This is a genomic window from Lysobacter helvus (assembly GCF_018406645.1).
Lineage (GTDB): Bacteria > Pseudomonadota > Gammaproteobacteria > Xanthomonadales > Xanthomonadaceae > Noviluteimonas > Noviluteimonas caseinilytica.
In genome coordinates this window covers 1,304,655-1,330,657 of the sequence record NZ_AP024546.1, presented here as the reverse complement: position 1 = coordinate 1,330,657, position 26,003 = coordinate 1,304,655, and the positions used below count along the sequence as shown (strand labels likewise).

Genomic DNA, 26,003 nt, shown 5'->3' with positions numbered 1-26,003 from the left:
CCTCTCGTGACCCCTGTGATTTCCGGAGCTTGGCCTTCCCATCCGGGAGAGGACAAGAAATCGCCCATGATCTGGTGATCACTTGGCCCGCTTGTGCACGCTGCCATTCCAATGCACGCAGAGATCACGCCCGTCCTTGATAGTGATTTCATTGTCCGCAAGCCTTTACCGCGAATTCCTGAAGACACCACGTCCGCCAAGCAACCAGGTTTCTTTCGCGGTCCGCGTCCGTCGCTCCGTTGTAGACAAAAACAAAGCTCTGCCCGGTCATTTGGTTCAAGAGAGCGCTAAGAGCATCGTGGACTGTCCTTGGGCTGTAGTGACGAAGCCCTTCAAACGCTTCAGGAGATTGGTTTGACAAGGTGATCGACTCTTCGGCGAGCCTCTTGGTGTCGTCTAGGTGAGCGACCAAATATGGGATTGCAACTCTGCCGGCTCTCTCCAGTTCTTGCAGCGCGAGACGTTGTTTTTTTGGAGAGCTGGTCATGTCTGTGACGAGTCGATCGACCAGTTCAGCTGTTTTCTCATCTCCGAGCCTGGAAGTTGCGCATGCCCCGACTAAAGGAATGCACAGCACTGCGAGAAGTTTGGCGCTCCAATTCATTGCTGATCCCCGCATGGGCAATTGCAGCCCAAAGCGTCCATGACTGCTTGTCGATCCGTTGCGGTCACCGTCCCTAAGTGCTCCGCCATGATGGTCCCCTGCCAGCCTTCCTGCGGGACCGTGATACCGCGCTCGACCTCAACATATCGATCGTCCAGTCTCATGATGTGCCCTGACTCATGCGCGGCGGTCCAGGGGTCTTCTTCTGCGAACCAAGTGCCTCGGTTGCCTTGCATGAATGAGCGGCCTCGGCCAGACATGAAGGTGATATCGGTAGACCACCATCCCCCGATGCTTGTCGTTACCTTAAATCCCGGTGCCGACCATGCTTGCTCGATGGACGACCTCCATGACGCGATTACTTCGGGTGTGGCTCCGGGTCCGTCGAAATCAAAATTGATGTTGATCTCTGCACCGGTATCCGAACACCGGCATGTCGCGCGCAAGCCCAGTACATCGACACGATCCGTAGGATTGCTTCCGACATAAGTGTAGGGATTCATGCCGCCACCCAGGCCAATTGGGTCAGGCTGGGTGTAACGCCCACCATGCTCAACTTCCGAAAGGTAGTATCTAAACCCGTTGAACCATGTGCGGGATTCCTCGTCCCAGTACTGGCCCGGAAAACCGAGGCTCATTCCTCCAACGGCGTCCACCTTAACCTCGCGATTGAACGCATGGTTTGCTGCGCGCCAGCGCACGTTTCGCCCGGCGTCGGTTAATACCTCTGGCCTACCCAATTGGTCGTCGTGCGCGAAGTACAAGTCCGTTTGCCCATTGACCATGCCGACCAAGGATTCGCCGACACGGATGTAATCCTTCCATCCTGAAGGCGTCCGCTCGGCGAGAAGCTGGTTTTGCCCCATGTACGTGAAGCGGGTTGCGCCGTTGAATTCGCCCTTTTGAACACGCTGGTCGATCGCGTTGGTCAGATAGTTAGTTTCTACGCTTCCGGCGGCGCCCATGCGCGAAACTTGCAAAAGACGTTGAAAGCCGTCGTAAACAAACCGTGTATCTGCATCCCCAATTCGATTCAGGCGGACGAGATTCCCGTTCGCGTCGTACTCCAACGACGACTGCTTCGCGCCACTCGCCCCAAGCACACGGTTGCTGTTCGGATCCACCTGGATCGCAAACACGTCGTCGCCTTCGCGATACGCGGTGCGATTGCCATTGAGGTCCAACGTGAAATCGGACTGCCGCGCCGGGGCATGCGACGACGTGAGTCGCGAAGTCGCATCGAACCCATTCGTCAACGTCAGCGCGCCATCCACCCCATTCGTGATTCGCGTGATCTCATCCGCGGCATTGCGCTGGTAGGTCAGGCTCTGCCGCGCGCCGGAGGCATCGGCGACACCCAGGCCGGCTACGCGTCCGTCGAGATCGAGGTGGATCGTGCGCTGCAGTCCGTTGCCGTAGTCCCACCCCGTTGCGCCGCCGAAGGGCGATGACGTGATGTTCCCGATCACGGGTACCGTTTCCCCGGCGACCGTCGCGTACACGCTCTCCAGCTTGCCGGCCGCGTAGCGGTACCCGACGAACGTGCCGCTGGGGTACGCGATTCCCGCAAGCCGCCCGGCGTGATCCCACGCGAACGCGGTCTGGTTTTCGTCCTCCCCGATACGTTCGCGCTTCAGTTCGATCTGTCCGGCCTGCGTGTAGTCCACGCGGGTCTGCGTGGCTGCGGTCAGGGATTCGCACCAACGCCCCTTGCCGTTGGCGCACGCGTCGTAGACGTGCGTCCGCCATTCATCGCCGCTGCCTTGTCGCGTGAGCCGCCCCAGCGTGTCGTATTCGTGCGTCAGCGTGGTTCCATCCGCCAACGTCTTGTGCAGCAGCTGGCCGGCCTGGTCGTACGTGTAGGTGGTGTGCCCGCGATCCTGGCTTTCCTCGCGGACCAGGCGGCCCATGCCGTCGTAGTGGTAGCGCGTTGGAATGCCGCGCGGGTCGACGATCTGTGTGATGCGGTCCGCGGCGTCATAGGTGAACATTGCGCGCCCGCCCAGCGGGTCGATGGACGCCACCATCCGGCCGAGCGCGTCGTAGGCGAACGTGGTCGTCCTCCCCAACGCGTCGGTGGACGCCGTGCGGTTGCCCACCGCGTCGTACGCGTATCGGAACTTGACGCTGCCATCCGCCGCCAGCACGCGGATCACGCGGCCGAGCTCGTCGTATTCGAGGGCGGACTGGTAGGTGACAGTTGCCTGGGCGTTTGCGATCGACAGGCTGGCGATCGCTGCACCCAGCGCGAGTGCGAGAGAGGAGCGCGCGTTCATCGCGGCTGCTCGCAGGGGCCGGCGCCGCACGGTCGCCGGGTGACGTCTTCGACGTACATGGATTTCACCGGAACCTCCACGAGGGCTTGCACGTTTTCCATCCAGACCACGCCGCCGAAGTGGTGGTATTGCGATCCGGGCGGCGGGTTGAAGGCGTAGGTCAGCGTGGCCACCTGGCCCGGATGGATGACACCGGAGGCGTACGTCCTGGGCGGCATGGGGTGTTGCGCGTTGTTCTGCGCAAGGACCACGGTGGGGTCGGGTGCGAGATTCCAGGGGTGCGAGCCGGTGTTGCGCACGCGTACGGAGATCCAGCTTGTCTGGCCGTGGAAGACGTGGCCCGGCACGTCGTGGCTGACCAGTTCCGCGCGATATACGACGGGCGGCGGAAGGGCGACTGCGGTCGTGGCTTCACCGAACGCGGTGCCGTCGCTCTTCGTCATGCGCCACTGGAACGTGAGCGACGTGGTGACGCGGGGGGCGGTCGCGGCGAAGGCGATGGTGGCGACCGCGCCGGGCGCAACGTCACGATCCAGCGCGACGCCGTGCGGCAATCCCCATGCTTCGCTGTTGGCGGAGCGCAGGCGATAGCCATCCTGTACGCGCCACGGCACGTTGCTCGTATTCCGGACCTGCACCGTGATCCAGTACGCCGTGCCGCCAAGCATCGCGCCCGGCACGCTCTGCGCCACGAATTGCGCGGCGTGCACGGGGAAGGGATGCAGGTCGGCGCGTTCGACCTTGATGCCCGCGACCTGGGATTCCGGGTTGTACGAAACGCGGCGTACGTCGAACCGGCCATCGCTGGCCTGTTCGAATTCGGCTTGCAAGCGTTCCGCGACGTCGTAATGGAATTGGCGCCGGTTGCCTTCCGGCGTGGTGGTGGCGGCGAGCAAACCGGCGGCGTTGTATTCGTGCCGCGTTTCGGCGACCTGTCCATCCGCGCGCAGGCGCTCGGCCGTCGCGCGCCCTCGCGCGTCGTACTCGAATTCGCGAACGGCACCGTTTGGGTCCACCACCCTGCCGGGGCGCCCCATCGCGTCGTACTGCTCGTAGCGCGTGACATGCCCGAGGCTGTTGGAGACGGAAAGCAGGTCGCCCGCGCTGTTGTACGCGTAAGTGACGGCATCGCCGGCGCCCGCGAGCGGCCCGTCGACGACAAGGGTCGCGACCATCCTGTTCGGATGATGGGTGTACGTGGACGAGGTGCCCGTCGCCTGCCCGGTACTGGCACCCACGCCCCACTGCGTCGTCGTCGCGGGCCGGCCCTCCGCGGTGTAGGCGTAACGCGTGTCCGACACGCCTTCCACGAGATGCCGCGCAAGGCGTCCGTTCGCATCCCATTCCAGCCGCGTGGTGCGCGCCACCGCCGTGCCAAGCGCTTCCGTGCGCTTCAGCAGCCGTCCGTGCGTGTCGTAGTCGAAGTCGGTGACGACGCCTGCTTCGTCGGTGATCGTGTCGAGGCGACCTTCGGCGTCGAACGTGCGCTTGCTGAAGCTGGATGGGCAATGCACCGTCGCATGCCCGGTGATTTCGATGATTCGGCCATCGACGATGCGGTAGGTGGTCTTGCGCCCGAGGGCATTGGTGCGCTCGGTGCGATCGGCGAAGTAAGCGTAGCGCTTGAGGTCGGTGCCGTCGGCCTTGCGCGATTCGACGACGCGATCGCCTTGGTACGTGTAGTACGTCTTGCGCACGCCGGCGACGGAGATGCCCGACAACTTTCCGTTGTCGTAGTGATAGCCCAGGTTGCCTTTGCCGTCGGGATAGGTCACCGACGCAAGTCGCCCGCCCGCGTGCGCGTAGCGGTACACGACGCCCGAACTGTCGACGACTTCGACCAGGCGGTTGTTCTGGTGCGAGAGGCGAATCGATCGGCCCGAGGTATGCCGCACCTCGACAAGATGGCGTGCGGCGTCGTACGTGTAGTACAGGCCCGTGCCGTCGGGTTGCAGCCGCCACATCAGCAAGCCCCGGGTGTCGTAGTGCTCACTGCCGCCGTCGGGCCATTCGAGGAAGTAGCCGCCCGCGACGGTGGTGATGCGGGCCAGGGGATGCTCCTCCGAGCCGAGCCAGGCATTGGATGTGCCGTTCCAGTTGAAGCGCACCAGGTCGCCGGCTTCGCGGTGCGCGTAGATCACGTAGACGAGCGGGACATTGCAGGCAGGGCCGCCCGGATATGGATAGCACTGCGTCGACGAAGGCGGGCCAGGCACCAATGCATCGAACGACAGTTTCAAGTCGTGGTTGCTGATCCACTGGTTGCCGAGCATGCCGACGCCGCGCCAGCCCTGGTGGTACGTGCGATGGATGCCGAGGCCTTCGCTGCCTGCGACGACGAAGTCGGTGACGTCGTCGTATTTCTTGCCGGTAACGATGTCGACCGGATTGTCGCAGCGGTTTTCGTCTTCGGATTCGTCATCGCCGCCCGCGGCCCCGCCTGCGGCACCTTCGGAGAATCCGCCGCCACCGCCACCATTTCCGTTACCGCTCCAGGAAAAACCGGGCACGGATCGCCACCCCCCGGTTCCCACCACGGTTACCCGCTCGAACGTACCGACATGATTCGCAGGTTTGTAAAAGACACGCCCGTCGGCAGGTTTTTTTGCAACGGCCTCGACGGTCGTCAGCGCAAACGCAACCAGAACCCACTTCCATCCCTTCGCCATGCCGCTCCCCGGAGCACGTTGCATGCCCGCAGGGTTCTTCATGGACAGCGCGCGAAGCTAGGCGCTCGCGGCGCGAAGACGCGAAGAAACATCTGCGAAGTCGTGCGCCGCCCGATCGGCTACGCGAGGTCCAGGTACCCCTCCGGCACCAACGCCGTCGCCAGCATCACCGCGTTGATGTCTTCATGCGCGCGCCATGCCGCGGTGTCCTGCGCGGCGGGATCGCACCATGCATCCGTGATCGTGCGCGCCAGCGGTACCTGCGTGATCAAAACATCGAGCGCCCGCCGCAATTCGGGTTGCGCATCCAGCGACGCGGCATCGCGCTCCAGCAACACCCACAACCGCGACACGGCCTGCAAGCCGATCGCGAGCCCGAGTTCGCGGAACGCCAACCGCGTTTCCACCGGTTGCGCGAACGGCTGCGTCGCCAGGTAACGCGCCAATCCGCGCGACGCCGCGCCCACCACGAGCCCGAGCAACGGATTGTCGCCGGGCCGCACGCGCAGCAATTGCGCGAGGCGATTGGCATCCGCCAGCAAACCGCCGATGCCCAGCGGATCGTCCGTCAGCAGGTTCGTGCCTGCGACGATCGCGGCCATGTCGCGCAATTCGGCGTCGAGTTCGGGGCCGTGGCCCACGCGCCCCTGCGGTTGGTGCGCGCGCAGTTGCCAATACGTGATCAGCGCGTCGAGTGGATCGTGTTGTCCCATCGCTTCGACGAGCGGTTGCGAAAGATCGATGCGCATCTTCCAGTACATGCGCTTCGGTGCACCGGGCGTGGGCGCATAGGTGAACGCGCGATGCGCGGTCTGCGCGAGTTCGCGGGCCCATCGTCCGGCATCGGCGTGACCGGTGCGACGCGAGAATTGGTCGAGCGCATGCATCCAGCGCGCGAGGTAATGGAAATACTGGCCGTCGCGTTCCCACTCCAGGTCCCAGTCCACGACGGTGTCGTCGTCGCGTTCCGGCAAGGGCTTGCCGATGCGCAATCCGCCGCGCGTGGGATGTTCGGTGCCGGTCTGCGCATCCATGCCGCCGATCCAGCCGGTGCGCGCGTCGTCGGCGCGATGCTGGCCGAGCACCGCGTGCACCTGTTCGATCAGGCGTTCGGCGAGGTCGGCCTGCCCCAGCGCGAGGAAGTTGCAGACCGCGAACGCATCCGTCCACAGGTAGCGCACCGGCGGCAGGTCGCCGATCACGCCGGTGCGCTCGGCGAACGCGTGCATCAGCGACGCGGCGGTGCAGCCCGCCGCGGTCGGTTCGTCGTGTCGTTTCGCCTGCGACGTCGCCATTGCGGCGGATCATCGCGGGCGCATCGATTGCGTTTCGTGAAGCAGCGGCGTTCAGTTACCCGAATGCGCGGGGCTCAGCGCAGCCCCAGTTGCCGGTCGTGCAAGCGCGACCACAGCGCCAGCGACACCAGCGCGCCGCACAGGCACAGGAACATGTCCCACTGCGTGTCCCACACGTCGCCCTGGGTGGCGAGGAACGCATCGGCGTCGGCGCCGAAGGCCAGCGCGGCCCACCATTCCAGCAACTCGAAGAACGCACTGAAGCTGAGCGCGGCGGCGACGCAGAGGTAGGTCAGCCACGCGCCCGGCTTCAGCGGCGTGCACCGCAGCAGCAACTCGCGCGCAAGCAACGCAGGCACGAACCCCTGCATGAAGTGGCCCACGCGATCCCACGGATTGCGCGTCACCTCGAACCCGATCTCACGGAACGCATCGCGCAACCAGAACCCGAGCGGCGTCTCCGCGTACGTGTACGCGCCGCCATGGATCAGCACGAGCGCATGCAGCGCGAGCAGCGTCGACAACAGCAGCGTCAGCGGGAATGCACGCCACCGCCACGCGATGAAAGGCAGGCCGAGCACCACCCACACGACCTCCATGATCCAGGTCATGCGGTCCTTCGGCGCGATCGCGGAAACCAGCAGCGCCACCGCCACCAGGCCGGCCAGGGCCCAGCCCTCGACGCGGGTCGGCGGGCGGGCGATCCCCTGCGACAGCGCCGGATAGCGGGCTTCCATGGTCATCCACCCCCGGTTTCACGCGAATTTCGCGCCCGGATCATCCGCCGGGCATGAGGATCGGCGCAAGAACGCAACCGACTTGCGTCCCGGAAGGGCTAGCATTCCCCGCCATGAACACGCCGACCGCCACCCCCACCCGCGTCGAACACCAGCTCACCGACAAGGGCTACGTCCCCGTCTACACCACCGCGGTGGTCGAGCAGCCCTGGTCGACGTACACGGAAACCGACCACGGCACGTGGGCCACGCTGTTCGAGCGCCAGCAGCAGGTGCTGCAGGGCCGCGCGAGCGACGAGTTCCTGCGCAACCAGCGCGCGATGGGCATGACGCCCGACCGCATCCCGAAGTTCGACGACCTCAACCGCATCCTGCGCCCCGCCACGGGCTGGGAACTGATCGGCGTCGAAGGCCTGCTGCCCGAACTCACCTTCTTCGAACACCTCGCCAACCGGCGCTTCCCGGTGACGTGGTGGATCCGCAAGCCCGAACAACTCGATTACCTCAGCGAACCGGATCTCTTCCACGATCTGTTCGGCCACGTGCCGCTGCTGATGAACCCCGTGTTCGCCGACTACATGGCCGCGTACGGCCGCGGCGGCGTCAAGGCGCACGGCATCGGGCCCGAAGCGCTGGTCAACCTCACGCGCCTGTACTGGTACACGGTGGAATTCGGCCTGATCCGCCAGCCCGACGGCCTGCGCATCTACGGCAGCGGCATCGTCAGCTCGAAGGGCGAATCCATCCATTGCCTCGAAAGCCCCGCGCCCAACCGCATCGGCTTCGACCTCGAACGCATCATGCGCACGCGCTACCGCATCGACACCTTCCAGAAGACGTACTTCGTCATCGACAGCTACGAGCAGTTGATGGAAGCCACGCAGCCGGACTTCACGCCGATCTATGCATCGCTCGCGCAGCAGGACTCGATCCCGGCGGGCAACGTGCTGGACGCCGATGCGGTGTTCAACAAGGGCACGGGCGAAGGGTGGGCGAACGACGGGGACGTGTGAGGCTCATGCGCCGCTGACTTTCCGCAGGTAAGCCTCGAGCCCCCGCGCCGGCACTTCGTCGAACACTTCGCCCGTCTCGTCGAACGACGCGATCCGGTCCGGCCGGAAGCTGCGGAAATCCGCGCGCAACCGGCACCACGCCCCGATCGTCCAGCTGCCGCCCCAGAACGCCAGGCACAACGGTTCGATGTCGCGCGCGCTCGACTGGCCGTCCTGGTCGCGGTAGTCCAGGCGCAGCACGTGGCGCGCGTCGATCGCGGCGTGCAGGCGGTCGATCATCCCACTCGATTCCATGCGCGCCACTTCCGGCGCGAAGATGCGGCTGCGTTCGCTGCGCGCACGCAGCTCCGGCGGCAGCACCGCTTCGATCTTCAGCAACGCGGTCTTCGCGCCGTTGCCCAGCCGCGTGCCGCCGAACGCGCGCACGAAACGCGTGCCCACCACCAGTGCTTCGAGCTCGTCGGCGTTGAACATCAGCGGCGGGATGTCCGCGTCCTTGCGCAACATGTAGCCGACGCCCGCTTCGCCTTCGATCGGCACGCCGGAGACCTGCAGGTCCGCGATGTCGCGATACACGGTGCGCAACGACACGCCCAGCGTTTCGGCGAGGCGATGCGCGGGCACCGCCGCGCGACGTCCGCGCAGGGCGTGGATGAGGAGGAAGAGGCGGTCGGCGCGGCGCATGCCGCCATGATGTCCTGCCTTCAGCGCAGGCGCGAGCGCGGCGTGGGCGACAGGCGCAACACCTGCGGCGGGCCCTGCAGGCGATGCGCCAGGCGCACGGCAATGTCGCGCCATTGCGGTTGCGCGACGAGGGCTTCGCGGTACGCAGCCCAGGCCGCGGCATCGTCGAAGCGCGCAAACCACGCGAACACGTGTTCGCCCGTGCGCACCGGCAGGCGCGGCCAGGTGTTGGTGGCGTATTCGGTGGAATACGTGGCGAGCACGCGCGCCCCCGCGGCACTGACGGCAGGCAGCAATTCGGCGGCGAAGAATTCCAGGAAATCCATGTCGACCGGCGCGTCGAAGAAGTACAGCGTCGCGGCGAACACGCCCTCGCAGTCGCGCGCGTCCGGCAGCGGCCCGTCGATCGCGAAGCCCGACGCCGGCGACACCGGCTTGAGCAGCAGCACGTCGTCCGAATCGATCATCGTTGCGTTGGCCGCGTCGCGATGCGCCTGCCAGGTGGGACCGCCGTAGAAGCGTTCGAGCGCGTCGTGGCGCTGCGCCATGTCGGGGAATTCGCGCAGCCAGACGAAACGATCCGGCCCGTCGAGGTCGCGGAACTGCCCGAGCACGCGCATGCCGGCGGCTTCCTGCGGTTCGAGGAACTCGCGTTCGAACAGGCCGACCAGCGTGTCGCGGCGGCCGGGGTGCAGGGTGTACTGGCGCAGTTCGACGACCATGGCGGTGCTCGCTTTCCCGAAGGCAGGCCGCAGCGTGCGCCCGGGCTGCTGCCACCCTGTTGTCAGCAGGGACGGCGCGGCGTCATTCCGTCGGCGGCGGCTGCGGCCAGGAGGCCGCCGCTTCCAGCGTGCGCAGGTCGGCGGGATCGATCGCGTCCACCGTCTTGCCCGCGGGCACGGCGACGATCCGCAATTCGTGGGTGCACGGGAGGTCGCCGCGGTCCTTGGTGTCGTCGTCGCCGCCGTCGTGCGCGACGCAATCGGTGTAGCCGATGCGTGCGTCCGGCGCTTCGCCCGGGATCGCGAGCACGACGTAATCGCCGCGCGACAAGCCTTCGATGCGGTACGCGCGTTCACCGCGCGCGGTGCGCGTGCAGGTCGCCACGCCATCGTTGAGTTCGAACGCGCACACGCGCACCGAGGCTTCGGGGTCGCCCGGGTGCGTCACCACGCCGGCGATCGCGCCGGGCGCGAGCGCGCCTTCGGTCAACGCGCACTCCACGCGCGTGTCGCCGAGGTCGGTGCCGGAGGCGAGTTCGCCGGCGCCGGCGGGCATCGCGTTGCGCAACGCATCCGGTGGCGCCGGCAGGATCACGGGCGCCACGCCCGAATGCGCGGCGCCGAGCACGAACCAGCCGATGTCCGCGTTGCCGATGCGCAAGGCCGGCACGACCGCGCAGCGCAATGCGGTGTTGTCGCTCTCGGGCGTGCACGTCACGCCGTCGGCCTGGCGCAGGCGTTCGCGCTGTTCCGCCTGGCTGATCGTGAGGAACGCGCGGTCGCCGCACGTCAGCGCGCGTGCAAGCCAGGCGCGCGTGGCGTCGTTGGCGGTGTTCGCGGCGGATTCGGCGGGCGTGGTCGTCGCCGGTGCGGGCGCGGGAACGGGCGCAGGTGTCCCGCCGCCGCATCCCGCCAGCGCCACTGTCACGCCGAAGATCGCCACGCACCCGCGCATCGTTCGCCTTGTTCCGGGGGACCCCGACCTTAGCGACCCGGCGCGGCGCATGCCACTCATGGGCGGCGCCGCACGGGAATGGACGCGATGGGAACCGATGTGACGTCAAACCCGCCTTCACGGATCGGCGCGCCGGGGCCCGGGGCCCAGGCCATCGCGGTGATGACTTCCCACGTCGCGGGCAAGCGGCCGTCGGCGTGGCGGAACGTGTCGTACGCGCGCGCCGCGGCGGCGAAGCGTGCGCGGCCCGTCAGCGTGTGGCGACGCGATTGCAGCGCATTCGTCGCGCCGATCGCGCGCAGTTCGCGCATGAGGGCGGGCAGGTCGGCGTAACGCGTTTCGTGTTCATCGCGATCGAGCACGGGATTGCGGAACCCCGCGTGCACGAGCGCGTCACCGAATTGCGCGATGGTCGCGAAGGGGCTGACGTGCGGTGCGGCGTCGGCCTGCGCGAAGGATTCGCGCAACTCGAACAGCGTGTCCGGGCCAAACGTGGACACCAGCAGCAACCCGTTGGGCTTGAGCACGCGGCGAAAACCCGCGAACGCCGCCGGCAAGTCTTCCACCCATTGCAGGCACAGGCTGGAGAACAACACGTCGACGCTGCCTTCGGCGAACGGCAATGCGCGCACGTCGGCGCACACGCGATCGAACGGGCGCCAGAAGCCGCTGCGCTTGCCGGCTTCGCGCAACATCGGCAATGCCATGTCGACGGCGACCACGCGCGCCTTCGGCCAGCGCTTGCGCATCGCGGCGCTCGCGCGGCCGGGACCGGCGCCGAGGTCGAGGATGCATTGCGGCGGCGGCAACGCGAGTTTCGGATCGTCCAGGTAATCCAGCGATTCGAGCAGGCGCGCTTCCACTTCGTGCTGCAGCGCGGCCGCGGCGTCGTAGCTGCGCGCCGAGCGCGAGAACGCACGGCGGATGTGGCGCGGGTCGAAGAGCGGATTCATGCGGCGAACGCTGCGAAGGCGGTGGCGAGGTGCCCGGCCACGACGTCGGCGTGCGTGAGGAACGGCGCGTGGCCGGCGTGTTCGATCACGTGGACGGTCGATGCCGGTGCGAGCGCGGCGGCGTCGCGCATCGCGCGCGGATCGACGAGGCGGTCGCGGCGGCCCGCGAGCCACAGGCTCGGGACGCGCAATGTCGGCAACGTGTCGCGCAGGTCGGTGGTTTCGAGAAGGTGCAAGCCATCGGCGAGGACGTGCGCGGAGGGTTCGCCGCGGGAGAACAATTCGTCGCGCAGCGCGCGGATCTCGTCCTTCGCGTGATCGGAGCCGAAGGCCTCCAGCGCGACGAAGCGATCGAGCGTGGCGCGGTAATCACTGCGCAGGCCGTCGGCGAAGTCGCGGAAGATTTCGGCGGAAACGCCGTAACGCCAGTCCTCGCCGCGCACGAACCGCGGGCTGGCGCAGAGCATCGACAAGGCGGGCACGGCGTCGGGACGCGTGGCGGCCGCGTGCAATGCGACGAGGCCACCGAGCGACCAGCCGCACCACGGCGCGCGCGGCACGTGGCGCGTGATCGCGTCCACGCACGGCTCGAGCGCAAGCGGCACATCGCACGTGCGACTCAAACCATGCCCCGGCAGATCGACGACATGCAACGTGAAGCGATCCTGCAACCGCGCGACCAGCGGCGCGAACACGCCGCCATGCATCGCCCAGCCATGCAGCAGCACGAGCGGCGGGCCGTGGCCGATGACATCGATGTGCAACGGGCCCTTCATGCGTGCGGCTCCGCCGGCAACACGATGGGCGCGCGCGTCGGTCGCGACACCAGCCACGCGAACGCAGCGATGCCCGCGATCACGAGGCCCGCGCCCCACCATGCGATCCCATGCGGCCACGCTTCGCCGAGGAACATCACGCCCAGCACCATCGCGAACAACAATTCCGCCGCCTGCATCGCTTCGGCCGCACCGAGCGCGGCGGGCAGGTCCCGCACCATGCCGGTGGCCTGGAAGAACAGGATCGTCGCGATGATGCCCGCGCTCAGCGCAACACCCGCCGCCAGCCACACCTGCGACATCGGCGGCGCGCCGGATTGTTGCCACGCGTAGGCGGACACGAGCCACCACAACGGCTGGCTCGCCAGCGTCATGCCGAACACGCGCTGGCCCGCCGTGAGCTGTTCGCCCGTGCGTTCCAGGTGCAGCAACAGCAGGCGGTTGCCGATCGGATACAGCGTGGCCGATCCCAGCACGCACGCCAGCGCGATCCACGCCGCGCGATCGAGATGTCCCTGCGCATTGCCGAGTTGCAGCAGCGCCACGCCCGCGAGGGTGAGCACGCCGACACCGAGCGCCGCCTTGGGCACCTTGCGGCGCGCATCGCGATACAGCAGCGGCGCGCACAACATGCCGGCGACGACGGTGAACTGGAAACTGCCCGCCACCAGCCACGACGGACCGCTGGCCGCGGCGTACGCCAGCAGCATGTAGAACACGACGAACCCGATCGCACTGCACCGCAACCACGCCCACGGGTGCGCGCGGATCGCACGCCAGGCCGGCGCCATGCCGCCGAGCATCGGCATCACCGGCAGCAGCAACGGCAAGGTGATCAGGTAACGCAACGCCGCCGTCCATGCCCAGTGCCCGCCTTCGCTGGCGCTGGCGCGGTTGAGCACGTAGGTGAGGGTGAAGAACAGCGCCGACAGCAACGCGACGCCGATGGCCGCGAGCGCGCGGCGCGTGTCGTGCACGTCGCGCGTCATGCGTGCGCGGCGGCGTGCGCGGCCATGCCCGCGCCGAATCCCTGGTCGATCGCCTCGCGCGCCCAGGCGAGCGCATCGAGCAATGCATCGATGTCCGCCGGCGTGTGCAACGCGGACAGCGTGAAACGCAGGCGCGCCTTGCCTTCCGGCACCGTCGGCGGGCGGATCGCGGAGACCCAGAAGCCCTGCGCTTCGAGCGCCTGCGCGTACGCGAGCGTCTGCGCGTCGTCGCCGATGAGCAGCGGCTGGATGGGCGTGGTCGAGGCCATGAGTTCGAAGCCGCGCTTGCCCGCGCCTTCGCGGAAGCGCGCGATCGCGGCGTCAAGCTTTTCGCGGCGCCAGTGTTCGCGGCGCGCGAGCTTCACCGCCGCGAGCGACGCGGCGGCCTGCGCCGGCGGCAACGCAGTGGTGTAGATGTACGGACGCGCGGTTTCGGAAAGATGCTGGATGAGATCCGCATCGCCGACGACGGCCGCGCCGTAACTGCCGAGCGCCTTGCCCAGCGTGACGAGTTGCAGCGGCACCGCGCTCACGTCGAGCCGCGCGGCGGCGACGCTGCCGCGGCCATCGGGGCCGAGCACGCCCACGCCGTGCGCATCGTCGACGTACAGCGTGGCGTGCTGCACGCGCGCGATCAGCGCGAGTTCGCGCAGCGGCGCGATGTCACCGTCCATGCTGAAGACGCCGTCGGTGGCGAGCATCGCGCCGGTGTCCGGCACGCTGCGCAACTGGCGCAACGCACCTTCGGCATCCAGGTGCGGATAGCGGCGCAGCTTGCAGCCGGCCAGGTGCGCGGCGTCGATGAGGCTGGCGTGGTTGAGGCGGTCCTGCACGCAGAGGTCGTCGGCTTCCAGCAACGCCTGCACGACACCGAGGTTGGCGAGGAAACCGCTGCCGAACAGCAACGCGCGCGGCGCGCCGAGCCAGTCGGCGAGTTCGCGTTCGAGCGCTTCGTGCACCGCGTGGTGGCCGCACACCAGGTGCGAGGCCACCCCGCCCGCGCCGTCCTTCGCCGCTGCGTCCTGCAACGCGTTGACGACGCCGAACTGCTGCGCGAGGCCGAGGTAGTCGTTGCTGCAGAAGCCGGTCAGCCAGTGGCCGTCGACTTCCAGGCGCACGCCGTCGCGGCGCGTGACGTTGCGCCGCGTGCGCACCCGCGACTGCGCTTCCCGCTGCGCGCGTTGGGCGGCAACGCGTTCGGGCAGGCGCGGGCGCATGTCAGGCCGCTTCGCCGGTGATCGCCGCGTGCACCGTGGTGCTGCAGTCGGACGCCACGTCCGCCGAAGCCACGTGCATCGGGCGCAGGCCGAGGCGTTCGAACAGCGCGCGGTCCTTTTCGGTGTCCGGGTTGCCGGTGGTCAGCAGCTTTTCGCCGTAGAAAATGGAGTTGGCGCCCGCGGCGAAGCACAGCGCCTGCAGTTCGTCGCTCATGGTTTCGCGGCCGGCGGACAGGCGCACCATCGACCTCGGCATCAACAGGCGCGCCACCGCGATGGTGCGGACGAACTCGAACGGATCCAGTTCCACCGTGCCCGCCAGCGGCGTGCCTTCGACCTGCACGAGGCGGTTGATCGGCACCGAATCCGGATGCGCGGGCAGCGTGGCCAGCGTGTGCAGCAGGCCGGCGCGTTGTTCGCGCGACTCGCCCATGCCGACGATGCCGCCGCAGCAGGTCTTCATGCCGGCGTCGCGCACGTGGCCGAGCGTGTCGAGGCGATCCTGGAATTCGCGCGTGTGGATGATCTTGTCGTAGAACTCCGGCGCGGTGTCCAGGTTGTGGTTGTAGTAGTCCAGGCCGGCGTCGCGCAGCGCGTTCGCCTGGTCGCCGGTGAGCATGCCGAGCGTGGCGCAGGTCTCGAGGCCGAGCGCCTTCACCTCGCGGATCATCGCGGCGACCTTCGGGATGTCGCGGTCCTTCGGCGAGCGCCACGCGGCGCCCATGCAGAAACGCGAGGCGCCGGCGTCGCGCGCCTGGCGCGCCTTCTCGACGACCGCTTCGGTGCTCATCAGCTTCGTGGCTTCCACGCCCGTGTGGTAGCGCGCGGCCTGCGGGCAATAGCCGCAGTCTTCCGGGCAGCCGCCGGTCTTCACGGACAACAGCGTGGAGACCTGGACTTCGGTGGGATCGAAGTGTTCGCGGTGGACCGTGCCGGCGCGATGCAGCAGTTCGGTGAAGGGCAGCGCGAAAAGCGTGAGCACTTCGGCGCGGGACCAATCGGTGCGTACTTGGCTGACAGCGGGCATGGGGATTTTCCGACAGCGTGGCCGAGGCAGGCCGGGCAGTCTGGAAACCATGTCAGTCGCTGTCAACCAACGCGGGATGCTTCCAGTTGACGGGCCGCCGGGCGGCGGCCTCCGGGCCCGGTTGGGGTTCTGGTTGCGCAACGACGCCAGCCGGTTGTTGTGGCCCAGCCGGTGCCTGGTGTGCGCGGAAGCCGGGCTGGAAGGCATGGATCTGTGCGGCGCGTGCGCCGCCGGCCTGCCGCGGGGCACGGCGGCCTGCGTGCGGTGCGCCTTGCCACTGCCGCTTCCCGTGGCGGGCACGTGCGGGCGGTGCCTGCGCCATCCGCCGCCGCTGCGCGAGGTCCGGGCGGCCTGCCTGTATGCCGCGCCGATGGATCGGTTGCTGCCGCGCTTCAAGTTCCACGACGACCTGGCGGCCGGGCGGTTGCTGTCGCAGTTGATGACCGAAGCATTCGCCGGTTTGCCGAAGCCCGACGTGCTGGTGCCGGTGCCGTTGCATCGCGGGCGGTTGCGATCGCGGGGCTACGACCAGGCGCTGGAGCTGGCGCGGCCGGTCGCTCGGGCGCTGGACATCCCCCTGCAGCGCGGCCTGCTGGTGCGCACGCGGGCGACGGCGCCGCAGTCGGAACACCACGCGATCGCGCGGCGCCGCAACGTGCGCAATGCGTTTTCGGTGCCGGATGTGCGCGCATTGCCGGCCCACGTGGTGCTCGTCGATGACGTGATGACGACGGGGGCGACGTTGCACGCCGCGGCAGAGGCGTTGCTGCGCGCGGGCGTGCAGCGCGTGGATGCGTGGGTCTGCGCGCGCACGCCATGACGGCGTTTCGCGCAACCTCAGGGCGTGATCGGATGCTTCGCCAGGTACAGCGCGATCGCGATCCCGGCGAACACCGTCGCGCCCACCCAGTGGTTGTGCAGGAAGGCGCGGAAACACCCGTCGCGGTCGCGATGCCGCGCGATCACGAATTCGTACGCCACCAGCAACGCCGCCACGCCGAGCCCGATCCAGTACGCCTGCCCCAGCGTCGCCTGCCGCCCCACCAGCCACAACGCGAGGAAGAACGACGCATACAACACGGCCTGCGCGATCAGGTCCATGTCGCCGAAGAGGATCGCGGTGGATTTGGCGCCCGCGCGCAAGTCGTCGTCGCGGTCGACCATCGCGTACCAGGTGTCGTACGCGGTGGCCCACAGGATGTTGGCGGCGTACAGCACCCACGCGATCGCCGGGATTTCGCCGCGGATCGCCGCGAACGCCATCGGGATGCCCCACCCGAACGCAAGGCCCAGGTACACCTGCGGCAAATACGTATAGCGCTTGAGGTACGGATAGCTCGCGGCCAGCACCACGCCCACGACGCTCAGCATCAGCGTCAGGCGATTCATGGTCGCCACCAGCGCGAATGCGACGAGCATCAGCACTGCGAACACCAGCAAGGCTTCGCGGCCGCGCACCTGGCCGGTCGCCAGCGGGCGGTCGCGGGTGCGTTCCACCTGCGGATCCAGCCAGCGGTCGGCGTAGTCGTTGATCACGCAGCCGGCCGAACGCGTCAGCCACACCCCGAGGGTGAAGACCACCAGGGTCCATGCGGGCGGCACGCCCTCGGCCGCCAGCCACAGGCCCCACCAGGTCGGCCACAGCAGCAGCAACCACCCGATCGGGCGATCGCCGCGCACCAGCTTCCAGTACAGGCCGAGGCGTTGCCGCCACGCGGGCACCGGGGGCGGGACGGGCGCGTAGTCGCGTTCGTAGCTCATGGGTGGAAGCCTAGCAGTGGCGCCGCGGCAGGCGATGCGGGGCGTGGCGACATTGGTGGATCGTGCGAGAATGCGCGCCCCGCGGCCTCCGCGGGGACGTTCCATCGCCGTGCGCCTGTAGCTCAGCCGGATAGAGTAGTGGCTTCCGAAGCCATTGGTCGGGGGTTCGAATCCCTCCAGGCGCGCCATCGCTGGAGCATTCGTCCCGGCGGCCACCGGCCTTCGGCTCGCGCATATTCCGGGCTTCTGGAATAATCCGCGCTCTTTATTCTGCTTGGCGCGGGCAACCGCGCACTCTGGACGGATCGTGCGCAACTACGACCTCGACTTCCTCAAGAAATTCTCGATGGTGATCGGCTTCCTCATGGCCCTCACCGTGGTGCTGATGGTGTTCGCGCACCACCTGCAGGGCACCCTGGTGCCCGAGGCCGATCCGGCCGTGGCCAAGCGCCAGCTGGCGCGCATCCAGCCGGTTGGTGCGGTTTACGCCGGTGCCACCGGTGCCGCGGCGCAGACCGCCGCGCTGAAGGCCGCCGCGGACAAGGCCGCCTCGCAGGTCGCCTACGGCGGCACGATGGATGGCTCGGTGATCTTCAACAACCTCTGCACCGGCTGCCACACCTCCGGCGCGGGCGGTGCCCCGATGCTCACCGCCGCGGGCATGGGCGCGCGCCTGGCCGCCAAGGGCAAGGACACCCTGCACAAGCACGCGATCGAAGGCTTCCAGGACGCCGGCGGCGTGATGCCCGCGAAGGGCGGCAACCCGGCCCTCACCGACGACCAGGTGAAGGCCACCGTCGACTGGATGCTCGCCAACATCAAGTAATCGCCGTCGGCCCCGGCCGATCGCAGACGACGCCGCCTCCGGGCGGCGTTTTCGTTTCCGCCACCACTGCACGCCGCCAACGGCCGCTCGTGCATCATTCCCCGCATGAACGCCTCCACGCCCCCCGGTATCGCCCCCGCCGACGAGTCCGAACGCATCGACGGCCCGGCCGGCGTGCTCGAACTGGCGATCGACGATCCGGAACCCGAATCCACGCCCGCCGACATCATCGCGGTGGTCTGCCATCCCCTGCCCACCGAGGGCGGGACGATGCACAACAAGGTCGTCACGATGGCCGCGCGCGCGCTGCGCGAGTGCGGCGCGACGACGGTGCGCTTCAACTTCCGCGGCGTGGGCAACTCGGCGGGCACGTTCGACGAAGGCGTGGGCGAAGCCGACGACCTGCGCGCAGTCGTGGCCTGGGCGCGCGCGCGCAAGCCCGGCGCGCAACTTTGGCTCGCCGGTTTCAGCTTCGGCGCCTACGTGTCGTACAAGGTCGCGGCCGAACTCCAGCCTGGCCTGTTGCTGTCCATCGCGCCCCCCGTGGGCCGCAGCTGGGACTTCAGCGACATCCCGCATCCCCACTGCCCTTGGCTCGTGATCCAGGGCGAAGCGGATGAAATCGTCGACGCGCAGGCGGTGAAGGCGTGGGCCGAAGCGTTGTCGCCGGCGCCCGAACTCGTGCTGATGCCCGACACCAGCCACTTCTTCCACCGCAAGCTCATGGACCTGCGCGGCGCGATCAAGAGCGGCGTGCGGCCCTGGTTGCCGGCGGCATGAGCGACGGAGTGCTGCCGTCGGCGGCCTACGCCGCCGGTGTCGCGCGCGGGGACTGGCAGGACGATGTGGCGCAGCATGCCGCGTTGCGCGAACTGGATCGCCTGCATGCGGCGGTGTCGCAATCGTCTCCCGCGCGCAATGGCTTGTTCTCGCGCCTTTTCGGCAACGACGCGCCCGAGGCCCCGCGCGGCCTGTACCTCTGGGGCGGCGTGGGCCGAGGCAAGACGTTCCTGATCGACCTGTTCTACGACGGCCTGCCCATCGCCGAAAAACGCCGCACGCACTTCCACCGCTTCATGCGCGAAGTGCACGAGCGCCTGCGCGCGCATGCCGGCCAGCGCGATCCGCTCGCGGCGATCGCGAAGGAATGGCGCGAAACGCTGCGCGTGCTGGTGCTCGACGAATTCTTCGTCAGCGACATCGGCGACGCGATGCTGCTCGGGCGCCTGCTCGATCGCCTGTTCGCCGAAGGCGTGGTGCTGGTGACAAGTTCGAACGCCGCGCCCGGCGAGCTCTACAAGGACGGCCTGCAACGCGCGCGCTTCCTGCCGGCGATCGCATTGATCGAGCAGCGCTGCGCCGTCGTGCACCTCGACAGTCCGCTCGATTACCGCCTGCGCGCGCTCACGCAATCCCCGGTCTATCGCGCACCGCTCGATGGTGAATCCGATGCCTGGCTACAGTCGCGCTGGGATGCGTTGAGCCATGGCTGTCCGCGCGAGGACGGGCCCTTCATCGTCGAAGGCCGCGAGATCCCGGCACGCGCGCGCGCCGAAGGCATGGCGTGGTTCGATTTCGCCGCGTTGTGCGAAGGGCCGCGCGGGACGGCGGATTACATCGAACTCGCCGCGGAATGCCACACGGTGCTGCTGGGCGGGATCCCGGTGTTCGATGGCACGCGCGACGATGCGGCGCGCCGGTTCGTGCACCTGGTCGACGAGCTGTACGACCACCACGTCAACCTGGTGTGCACCGCCGATGCCGCGCCGGTTGCGCTGTACAAGAGCGATCGGCTCGCGGCCGCATTCGAGCGCACCGCATCACGCCTGATCGAAATGCAGTCCGCCGATTACCTGGCGCTCGAGCACCGCGCCTGAGGCGCGGCCCCCTCCCGGCCTCCCCCGCAGGGGAGGAGACATGCGTTACGCGCGGCGCCGCATCCAGTGCAGGCCCGCATAGACCGCAAGCAGCACCGCCAGCGCGATCACGATCGCCGCGAACTCGTCGCGCTTCAGCGTGAACACGATCGCGACCATGATCGCGAACCCGAACGCCGGAATCAGCGGCCCGCCCGGCAGCACGAACGGCGCATCGCCGCGTTCGCGCAAATCCAGGCGCTGCGCGCGCCACGCCGCCAGGCTCACCAGCCCGTACACCAGGCAGATCGCGCCACCGGAAATCAGCGCCAGCGTGTCGAAGCTGCCCGCGATCGCGAGCAACCACGCCGGCGTGGCATGCGCGATGAGCGCGAGCATCGGCACGCGATGCACCTTGGTCACGCGACCGAATGCGCGCGGCAGATAGCCATCGCGCCCGAGCGCGAACACCAGCCGCGACGTGCCGAGCAGGTTGCCCATCATGAAACCGGTCATCGAAATGCACGCGGTGATCAGCAGCAGCACGTGGCCCGGCGCCCACAGCGCTCCGGCGACATCCGCCACCGGCACCTTGCTCGTGCCGAGGTTCGCGCCCAGCACGCCCTGCCCCACGATCTGCAGGCCGAGGTACAGCAGCACGACGAGCAGGATCGCCACGACGGTGGCGCGCGGTACGTTGCGCGAGGGATCGCGCAATTCGCCGGACGGCACGAGCGCGGTTTCCATGCCGGAGTACGCGAACATCACCAGTGCCATCGACGCACCGAGCGCACCGAACGACGGCACGTCGCCGATCGCGAAGCTCACCTGGCTCCAGTCGACGAACCACACGCCCAGCGCGACCAGCAGGAACAACGGCGTGAGCTTCAACGCGGCGAGCGCAACGATCGCGCGCGCGCCCAGCTTCACGCCGAACGCATTGAGCGAGAACAACGCTGCGTACACGCCCGTGATCAGCAATGCGCGCAACACCGGATCGGCGAACGCCGGCACCAGCCGCGCGACCTGGTCCGACAGCGCCGCGGCCACGCCCGCGCTCGAGGTGATGTTGCTGATCCACATCAGCGCGCCGCCGATGAAGCCGGCGAACTGGCCGAACGTCGCGGTGAGATAGCTGTAGGGGCCGCCGGTGGCGAGCACGCGGCTGCCCACCGCGGAGAAGCACAACGCGATCGGGATGATCGCGATCGCGCCCACGATCAGCGCGAGCGGCGCAGCCGATCCCATCTGCGAGGACAAGGCGGCGGGCATGCGGAAGATGCCGCCGCCCACGATGACGTTGATGACGGCGGCCGTCAGCGCGAAGGTCCCGACGGCGCGGATCAGCGCGGCGTCCCCTTGCAGCGCGGCGGCGGCAGGCGTGCGATCGGTCATTGCATGGCTCCCCGTGGATCGGCCGAGCGTCGCATGCTCGCGACGCGAAGGCGAGTCCCCTTCCGGCCCCGTCACCCGCGCGCCCCTTAGAATCCGCGCCATGACCACGCATGAACTCCCCCTCGGCCGCGCCGTCGATTACCCGCGCTACTACGATCCGGGCCTGCTGTTTCCCTTCGCGCGCACCGTCGGGCGCACGGCGCTGTCGCTCGCGCCGGATGCGCCGCTGCCGTTCACGGGCATCGATCGCTGGCATGCGTACGAGTTGTCGTGGCTGGATGCGCGCGGCAAGCCGGTGGCGGAGGTGGCGACCTTCAGCGTGTCCGCCGACTCGCCGAACCTGGTCGAGTCCAAGTCGCTGAAGCTGTATCTCAACTCCTTCAACGCCTCGCGTTTCGAACGGCCGGAAGACGTGCGCGCGCGCATCGCCGCCGACCTGTCGCACGCCGCGGGCGCGCCGTTCGACGTGCGCTTCGGCCTGCCGCCGATGGCGGCCGACGACGCCGACGTGATCGACCTGGACCTGCAACCGATCTCGATCGACGACTACGGCCCGCCGAATCCGATCCATCTGGTCTCCGATGGCGCGACGGTCGCGCAATCGTTCCGCTCGGCCTTGCTGAAATCCAACTGCCCCGTGACCGGCCAGCCCGACTGGGCCGAAGTGCGCATCGACACGCTGGGCCCGCGCATCGATCCGGCGGGGCTGCTGCGCTACCTCGTCAGTTTCCGCGACCACGCCGAATTCCACGAACAGTGCGTGGAGCGCATCTTCATCGACGTGCTCGCGCGCTGTCGTGCCGAGCGCGTGTCGGTGGAAGCGCGCTACACGCGGCGCGGCGGGCTGGACATCAACCCGTGGCGCGGCACGCCGGGCCTGTCGCCGCCACCGGCCGTCCGCGCACTGCGGCAATAACGCACGGCACAGCCGGCGACGATGCGGATTTAACGGGGCGCGTGGTCCCCTGCGCTGCGCCCGGCCCCCGCCGGGCCGGAGCAATCCCATGAGCAACGACAAACCCGACTTTTCCCAGGTCAAGGGAACGGTGCGGAGCACGTCGGGCGAAGTCCCGGAAAAACCGGACTTCAGCCAGGTCAAAGGCACCGTCAGCGGTGAAGGACTCACGCCCGAAGCCACCAGCTACACCGTCGTCAAGGGCGACACGCTCTCGCACATCGCCAAGGCGCACTACGGTCGCGCGAGCAAGTGGCACGCGATCTTCGACGCCAACCGCGATGTCCTCGACGATCCCGACCGCATCCAGCCCGGCCAGGTCCTGAAGATCCCGGCGATCGACGCCGACGGCGATGGCGACATCGACCCGACGCGCGCCGCCTGACGTCCTCCCGCTTCCCACTCCAAAGGAATCTCCCCATGCAATCCATCCGATCCCCGCTCGCGCAGGCCGTGCTCGTCGCCCTGCTCGGCACGCTCGCCCTGGCGGGCTGCAAGAAGAAGGAAGCCGAGACGATGACGCCGCCGGCGTCGACCACCATCGCCACCCCGCCGCCGGCGATGCCGGCCACCGTGGCCTCGCCGGTGCCGACCACCTCGGCCGTCGGCGTGTCCGGCGTGGAGCTCGGCAATGCCGCCGGTCCGGACATGAAGATCACGGCGCCCACCGCCACCTTCTCGACGAAGGACAAGATCATCGCGGCCGTCAGCACGTCCACCACCGATGCCATGGCCACCGTCCCGGGCAAGCTCGCGGCGAAGTGGAGCCACCAGGACAGCAACCAGGTGGTCAACGAAGAGTCGCGCGACATCCAGTTCCACGGCGCGCAGGTCTACGACTTCCAGATCGAGAACAAGCAGCCCTGGCCGGCCGGCAAGTACAAGGTCGAGATCATGCTCGACGGCAACATGGTCCAGGCCCGCGAGTTCGAAGTGAAGTAAGCGGCCGCCCCCTGGGCCCCGGAAAGGCGCGGCTTTGCGGCCGCGCCTTTTTTCATGCGCGACAAACCCTGAAAATGGTCGGCCCAGCGCCCCCAGCAGCGAGCGACCCCATGTCGAAGTCCCCGAAGATCCTCTACACGCTCACCGACGAGGCGCCGTTCCTGGCGACGCAGTCGCTGCTGCCCATCGTCGCTGCGTTCGCCGGCACCGCCGGCATCGCCGTGGAAACGCGCGACATCTCGCTCGCCGCGCGCATCCTCGCGCTCTTCCCCGAAGTGCTCGACGCCTCGCAGCGCGTGAACGACGACCTCGCCGAACTCGGCACGCTCGCCACCACGCCGGAAGCCAACATCATCAAGCTGCCGAACATCAGCGCCTCGGTGCCGCAGCTCAAGGCCGCGATCCGCGAGTTGCAGCAGCAGGGCTTCAAGCTGCCGGACTATCCGGAAGAACCGAAGGACGACGCGCAGGCCGACATCAAGGCGCGCTACGACCGCACCAAGGGCAGCGCGGTGAACCCCGTGCTGCGCGAAGGCAACTCCGATCGCCGCGCACCGCTGTCGGTCAAGCAGTACGCGCGCAAGCATCCGCATCGCATGGGCAAGTGGGCCAGCGATTCCAAGTCGCACGTCGCGCACATGGACGAAGGCGATTTCTACGGCAGCGAGCGGTCGGCCACGATCGCCAACGCCGGCGCCCTGCGCATCGAATTCGTCGGCGCCGACGGCAGCACGAAGGTGCTCAAGGACAAGGTGAAGGTGCAGGCCGGCGAGATCGTCGACGGCGCGGTGATGCGCGCCAAGGCGCTCGCGCGCTTCGTCGATGCGCAGATCGAGGACGCGAAGGCGCAGGGCGTGCTGTTCTCGCTGCACCTGAAGGCCACGATGATGAAGGTCTCCGACCCGATCATGTTCGGCGTGGTCGTCGAGCGGTTCTACCGCGACGTGCTGGCGCGCCACGAAGATGCGCTGGTGCAGGCGGGTTTCGATCCCAACAACGGCATCGGCGATCTGTACGCGCGCCTGCCCTCGTTGCCGGAAGACCTGCGCAAGGCCATCGAAGCCGACATCGCCGCCGAATACGCGCAGCGCCCGGGCCTGGCGATGGTGAATTCCGACAAGGGCATCACCAACCTGCACGTGCCGAGCGACGTGATCGTCGATGCCTCGATGCCCGCGATGATCCGCGACTCCGGCCGCATGTGGAACGCGAAGGGCGAGCTGCAGGACACCAAGGCCGTCATCCCCGATCGCTGCTATGCCGGCATCTACCAGGCGGTGATCGACGACTGCAAGGCGCACGGCGCGTTCGATCCCGCGACGATGGGCAGCGTGCCCAACGTCGGGCTGATGGCGCAGAAGGCCGAGGAATACGGTTCGCACGACAAGACGTTCCACCTCGACGCCGACGGCACCGTGCGCGTGGTCGACGACGCGGGCAAGGTGGTGTTCGAACACGCGGTGGAAGCCGGCGACATCTGGCGCATGTGCCAGACCAAGGACGCGCCGATCCGCGACTGGGTGAAGCTCGCCGTTTCGCGCGCGCGCCTGAGCCACACGCCGGCGGTGTTCTGGCTGGACGAAAAGCGCGCGCACGACGCGCAGGTGATCGCGAAGGTCAACGCGTACCTGAGGGACCACGACACCAATGGCCTGGATCTGCGCATCCTGCCGCCGGTGGAGGCGATGCTGTTCTCGCTCGCGCGCATCCGGAAGGGCGAAGACACGATCTCCGTCACCGGCAACGTGTTGCGCGATTACCTCACCGACCTGTTCCCGATCATGGAACTGGGCACCAGCGCGAAGATGCTGTCGGTCGTGCCGCTGATGGCAGGCGGTGGCTTGTTCGAAACCGGCGCGGGCGGTTCGGCGCCGAAGCACGTGCAGCAGTTCACGGCGGAGAATTACCTGCGCTGGGATTCGCTCGGCGAATTCCTCGCGCTGGCCGCGTCGCTGGAACACCTCGCCGAGAAGTACGGCGACAAGCGCGCGCAGGTGCTGGCCGATGCGCTGGATGCGGCCAATGCGCAGTTCCTGGAAAGCGATCGTTCGCCGTCGCGCAAGATCGGCGGCCTCGACAATCGCGGCAGCCACTTCTACCTCGCGATGTACTGGGCGCAGGCGTTGGCGGCACAGGACGACGATGCGGGCCTGAAGGCGCTGTTCGCGCCGCTGGCGAAGACGCTGGCGGAGAACGAACAGAAGATCGTCGGCGAGCTGGCGGCGGTGCAGGGCTCGCCGGTCGACATCGGCGGGTATTACCGGCCGGACATGCAGAAGCTGGCGACGGCGATGCGGCCGAGTGCGACGTTGAACGCTGCGTTGGCTTCGCTCGGGAAGTAACAACTCGGG

24 protein-coding genes and 1 tRNA gene are annotated in these 26,003 nt (G+C 68.1%); 10 read left to right on the top strand and 15 right to left on the bottom strand.

Features of this window, described 5'->3' with window-relative positions:
• Positions 1-148 precede the first annotated feature (148 nt).
• From LYSHEL_RS06525 to LYSHEL_RS06505, 5 genes are all read right to left on the bottom strand, one after another.
• On the bottom strand, positions 149-604 hold the full coding sequence (locus LYSHEL_RS06525; RefSeq protein ID WP_213436889.1) for a hypothetical protein: 456 nt from the start codon (positions 602-604) through the stop codon (positions 149-151).
• The gene (locus LYSHEL_RS06520; RefSeq protein ID WP_213436887.1) at positions 601-2,880 is read right to left on the bottom strand and encodes an RHS repeat-associated core domain-containing protein; all 2,280 of its coding nucleotides are present in this window, start codon (positions 2,878-2,880) and stop codon (positions 601-603) included. The genes LYSHEL_RS06525 and LYSHEL_RS06520 overlap by 4 nt, the downstream gene beginning before the upstream one ends.
• Positions 2,877-5,390: a DUF6531 domain-containing protein gene (locus LYSHEL_RS06515; RefSeq protein WP_213436885.1), complete on the bottom strand. Its 2,514-nt coding sequence runs from the start codon at positions 5,388-5,390 to the stop codon at positions 2,877-2,879. The genes LYSHEL_RS06520 and LYSHEL_RS06515 overlap by 4 nt, the downstream gene beginning before the upstream one ends.
• A 278-nt stretch (positions 5,391-5,668) precedes the next feature.
• Complete coding sequence (locus LYSHEL_RS06510; RefSeq protein WP_213436883.1) at positions 5,669-6,844, bottom strand: hypothetical protein; 1,176 nt, start codon at positions 6,842-6,844, stop codon at positions 5,669-5,671.
• Between the two features lie 74 nt (positions 6,845-6,918).
• Positions 6,919-7,587 carry a DUF2238 domain-containing protein gene (locus tag LYSHEL_RS06505; RefSeq protein ID WP_213436881.1) on the bottom strand — a complete coding sequence of 223 codons (669 nt, stop codon included), beginning with the start codon at positions 7,585-7,587 and terminating at the stop codon, positions 6,919-6,921.
• Between the two features lie 107 nt (positions 7,588-7,694).
• Here LYSHEL_RS06505 and phhA point away from each other — a divergent pair, with 107 nt between their 5' ends.
• Entirely contained in the window at positions 7,695-8,594 is a 900-nt protein-coding gene (phhA, locus tag LYSHEL_RS06500) for a phenylalanine 4-monooxygenase (protein WP_213436879.1), read from the top strand.
• Between the two features lie 3 nt (positions 8,595-8,597).
• On the opposite strand, the gene LYSHEL_RS06495 is transcribed toward phhA, so the two are convergent.
• The 8 genes from LYSHEL_RS06495 to bioB all read right to left on the bottom strand — a co-directional run bounded on the left by LYSHEL_RS06495 (position 8,598) and on the right by bioB (position 15,917).
• Positions 8,598-9,278 carry a helix-turn-helix transcriptional regulator gene (locus tag LYSHEL_RS06495; RefSeq protein ID WP_213436877.1) on the bottom strand — a complete coding sequence of 227 codons (681 nt, stop codon included), beginning with the start codon at positions 9,276-9,278 and terminating at the stop codon, positions 8,598-8,600.
• A gap of 20 nt (positions 9,279-9,298) precedes the next feature.
• Positions 9,299-10,000 carry an NIPSNAP family protein gene (locus LYSHEL_RS06490; protein WP_213436875.1) on the bottom strand — a complete coding sequence of 234 codons (702 nt, stop codon included), beginning with the start codon at positions 9,998-10,000 and terminating at the stop codon, positions 9,299-9,301.
• A gap of 82 nt (positions 10,001-10,082) precedes the next feature.
• Positions 10,083-10,943, bottom strand: coding sequence for a hypothetical protein (locus LYSHEL_RS06485; RefSeq protein ID WP_213436873.1), 861 nt, complete (start codon positions 10,941-10,943; stop codon positions 10,083-10,085).
• Between the two features lie 68 nt (positions 10,944-11,011).
• A complete protein-coding gene (gene bioC / locus LYSHEL_RS06480; protein ID WP_213436871.1) occupies positions 11,012-11,908 on the bottom strand; it encodes a malonyl-ACP O-methyltransferase BioC in 897 nt (298 codons plus the stop codon).
• A complete protein-coding gene (bioH, locus tag LYSHEL_RS06475; protein WP_213437649.1) occupies positions 11,905-12,672 on the bottom strand; it encodes a pimeloyl-ACP methyl ester esterase BioH in 768 nt (255 codons plus the stop codon). Before bioH ends, bioC begins: the two co-directional genes overlap by 4 nt.
• Before the next feature lie 8 nt (positions 12,673-12,680).
• Positions 12,681-13,673: a multidrug resistance efflux transporter family protein gene (locus LYSHEL_RS06470; RefSeq protein ID WP_213436869.1), complete on the bottom strand. Its 993-nt coding sequence runs from the start codon at positions 13,671-13,673 to the stop codon at positions 12,681-12,683.
• Positions 13,670-14,890 (bottom strand): 8-amino-7-oxononanoate synthase, encoded by a 1,221-nt coding sequence (gene bioF, locus LYSHEL_RS06465; protein WP_213436867.1) that lies wholly within the window; start codon positions 14,888-14,890, stop codon positions 13,670-13,672. The genes LYSHEL_RS06470 and bioF overlap by 4 nt, the downstream gene beginning before the upstream one ends.
• 1 nt (position 14,891) lies before the next feature.
• On the bottom strand, positions 14,892-15,917 hold the full coding sequence (gene bioB, locus LYSHEL_RS06460; RefSeq protein ID WP_213436865.1) for a biotin synthase BioB: 1,026 nt from the start codon (positions 15,915-15,917) through the stop codon (positions 14,892-14,894).
• A 205-nt stretch (positions 15,918-16,122) separates the two neighbouring features.
• On the opposite strand from bioB, the gene LYSHEL_RS06455 reads away from it, so the two are divergent.
• On the top strand, positions 16,123-16,737 hold the full coding sequence (locus LYSHEL_RS06455) for a ComF family protein (protein ID WP_244858727.1): 615 nt from the start codon (positions 16,123-16,125) through the stop codon (positions 16,735-16,737).
• A 17-nt stretch (positions 16,738-16,754) separates the two neighbouring features.
• Here LYSHEL_RS06455 and ubiA read toward each other — a convergent pair whose 3' ends face one another.
• Positions 16,755-17,678 carry a 4-hydroxybenzoate octaprenyltransferase gene (gene ubiA, locus LYSHEL_RS06450; RefSeq protein WP_213436861.1) on the bottom strand — a complete coding sequence of 308 codons (924 nt, stop codon included), beginning with the start codon at positions 17,676-17,678 and terminating at the stop codon, positions 16,755-16,757.
• Positions 17,679-17,789: 111 nt separating this feature from the next.
• Between ubiA and LYSHEL_RS06445 the strand changes: the two genes are divergently transcribed.
• The 4 genes from LYSHEL_RS06445 (at position 17,790) to zapE (ending at position 20,381) form a co-directional block, all read left to right on the top strand.
• Positions 17,790-17,866 (top strand) — tRNA-Arg (locus LYSHEL_RS06445).
• A 119-nt stretch (positions 17,867-17,985) separates the two neighbouring features.
• Positions 17,986-18,504, top strand: a complete 519-nt coding sequence (locus LYSHEL_RS06440; protein ID WP_213436859.1) for a c-type cytochrome — start codon at positions 17,986-17,988, stop codon at positions 18,502-18,504.
• Positions 18,505-18,609: 105 nt separating this feature from the next.
• Positions 18,610-19,284, top strand: a complete 675-nt coding sequence (locus LYSHEL_RS06435; RefSeq protein ID WP_213436851.1) for an alpha/beta hydrolase — start codon at positions 18,610-18,612, stop codon at positions 19,282-19,284.
• Positions 19,281-20,381, top strand: a complete 1,101-nt coding sequence (gene zapE, locus LYSHEL_RS06430; RefSeq protein WP_213436849.1) for a cell division protein ZapE — start codon at positions 19,281-19,283, stop codon at positions 20,379-20,381. Before LYSHEL_RS06435 ends, zapE begins: the two co-directional genes overlap by 4 nt.
• Before the next feature lie 45 nt (positions 20,382-20,426).
• Here the strand turns inward: zapE and LYSHEL_RS06425 are convergent, their stop codons facing one another.
• The gene (locus LYSHEL_RS06425) at positions 20,427-21,755 is read right to left on the bottom strand and encodes an APC family permease (RefSeq protein WP_213436847.1); all 1,329 of its coding nucleotides are present in this window, start codon (positions 21,753-21,755) and stop codon (positions 20,427-20,429) included.
• A 100-nt stretch (positions 21,756-21,855) separates the two neighbouring features.
• Between LYSHEL_RS06425 and queF the strand changes: the two genes are divergently transcribed.
• From queF to LYSHEL_RS06405, 4 genes are all read left to right on the top strand, one after another.
• Entirely contained in the window at positions 21,856-22,671 is an 816-nt protein-coding gene (gene queF / locus LYSHEL_RS06420) for an NADPH-dependent 7-cyano-7-deazaguanine reductase QueF (protein WP_213436845.1), read from the top strand.
• A gap of 88 nt (positions 22,672-22,759) precedes the next feature.
• Positions 22,760-23,095, top strand: coding sequence for a LysM peptidoglycan-binding domain-containing protein (locus tag LYSHEL_RS06415; RefSeq protein WP_213436843.1), 336 nt, complete (start codon positions 22,760-22,762; stop codon positions 23,093-23,095).
• Between the two features lie 35 nt (positions 23,096-23,130).
• Positions 23,131-23,652, top strand: a complete 522-nt coding sequence (locus tag LYSHEL_RS06410) for a hypothetical protein (protein WP_213436842.1) — start codon at positions 23,131-23,133, stop codon at positions 23,650-23,652.
• Positions 23,653-23,762: 110 nt separating this feature from the next.
• A complete protein-coding gene (locus tag LYSHEL_RS06405; RefSeq protein ID WP_213436840.1) occupies positions 23,763-25,994 on the top strand; it encodes an NADP-dependent isocitrate dehydrogenase in 2,232 nt (743 codons plus the stop codon).
• The last annotated feature ends 9 nt before the right edge of the window (positions 25,995-26,003 follow it).

What these genes read in the sequence shown, in the direction of transcription:
- LYSHEL_RS06525 (WP_213436889.1), bottom strand. Translation starts at nt 604, where the DNA reads ATGAATTGGAGCGCCAAACTTCTCGCAGTGCTGTGCATTCCTTTAGTC.
- LYSHEL_RS06520 (WP_213436887.1), bottom strand. Translation starts at nt 2,880, where the DNA reads ATGAACGCGCGCTCCTCTCTCGCACTCGCGCTGGGTGCAGCGATCGCC.
- LYSHEL_RS06510 (WP_213436883.1), bottom strand. Translation starts at nt 6,844, where the DNA reads ATGGCGACGTCGCAGGCGAAACGACACGACGAACCGACCGCGGCGGGC.
- LYSHEL_RS06505 (WP_213436881.1), bottom strand. Translation starts at nt 7,587, where the DNA reads ATGACCATGGAAGCCCGCTATCCGGCGCTGTCGCAGGGGATCGCCCGC.
- phhA (WP_213436879.1), top strand. Translation starts at nt 7,695, where the DNA reads ATGAACACGCCGACCGCCACCCCCACCCGCGTCGAACACCAGCTCACC.
- LYSHEL_RS06495 (WP_213436877.1), bottom strand. Translation starts at nt 9,278, where the DNA reads ATGCGCCGCGCCGACCGCCTCTTCCTCCTCATCCACGCCCTGCGCGGA.
- LYSHEL_RS06490 (WP_213436875.1), bottom strand. Translation starts at nt 10,000, where the DNA reads ATGGTCGTCGAACTGCGCCAGTACACCCTGCACCCCGGCCGCCGCGAC.
- bioC (WP_213436871.1), bottom strand. Translation starts at nt 11,908, where the DNA reads ATGAATCCGCTCTTCGACCCGCGCCACATCCGCCGTGCGTTCTCGCGC.
- LYSHEL_RS06470 (WP_213436869.1), bottom strand. Translation starts at nt 13,673, where the DNA reads ATGACGCGCGACGTGCACGACACGCGCCGCGCGCTCGCGGCCATCGGC.
- bioF (WP_213436867.1), bottom strand. Translation starts at nt 14,890, where the DNA reads ATGCGCCCGCGCCTGCCCGAACGCGTTGCCGCCCAACGCGCGCAGCGG.
- bioB (WP_213436865.1), bottom strand. Translation starts at nt 15,917, where the DNA reads ATGCCCGCTGTCAGCCAAGTACGCACCGATTGGTCCCGCGCCGAAGTG.
- LYSHEL_RS06455 (WP_244858727.1), top strand. Translation starts at nt 16,123, where the DNA reads ATGGATCTGTGCGGCGCGTGCGCCGCCGGCCTGCCGCGGGGCACGGCG.
- ubiA (WP_213436861.1), bottom strand. Translation starts at nt 17,678, where the DNA reads ATGAGCTACGAACGCGACTACGCGCCCGTCCCGCCCCCGGTGCCCGCG.
- LYSHEL_RS06435 (WP_213436851.1), top strand. Translation starts at nt 18,610, where the DNA reads ATGAACGCCTCCACGCCCCCCGGTATCGCCCCCGCCGACGAGTCCGAA.
- zapE (WP_213436849.1), top strand. Translation starts at nt 19,281, where the DNA reads ATGAGCGACGGAGTGCTGCCGTCGGCGGCCTACGCCGCCGGTGTCGCG.
- LYSHEL_RS06425 (WP_213436847.1), bottom strand. Translation starts at nt 21,755, where the DNA reads ATGACCGATCGCACGCCTGCCGCCGCCGCGCTGCAAGGGGACGCCGCG.
- queF (WP_213436845.1), top strand. Translation starts at nt 21,856, where the DNA reads ATGACCACGCATGAACTCCCCCTCGGCCGCGCCGTCGATTACCCGCGC.
- LYSHEL_RS06415 (WP_213436843.1), top strand. Translation starts at nt 22,760, where the DNA reads ATGAGCAACGACAAACCCGACTTTTCCCAGGTCAAGGGAACGGTGCGG.
- LYSHEL_RS06410 (WP_213436842.1), top strand. Translation starts at nt 23,131, where the DNA reads ATGCAATCCATCCGATCCCCGCTCGCGCAGGCCGTGCTCGTCGCCCTG.
- LYSHEL_RS06405 (WP_213436840.1), top strand. Translation starts at nt 23,763, where the DNA reads ATGTCGAAGTCCCCGAAGATCCTCTACACGCTCACCGACGAGGCGCCG.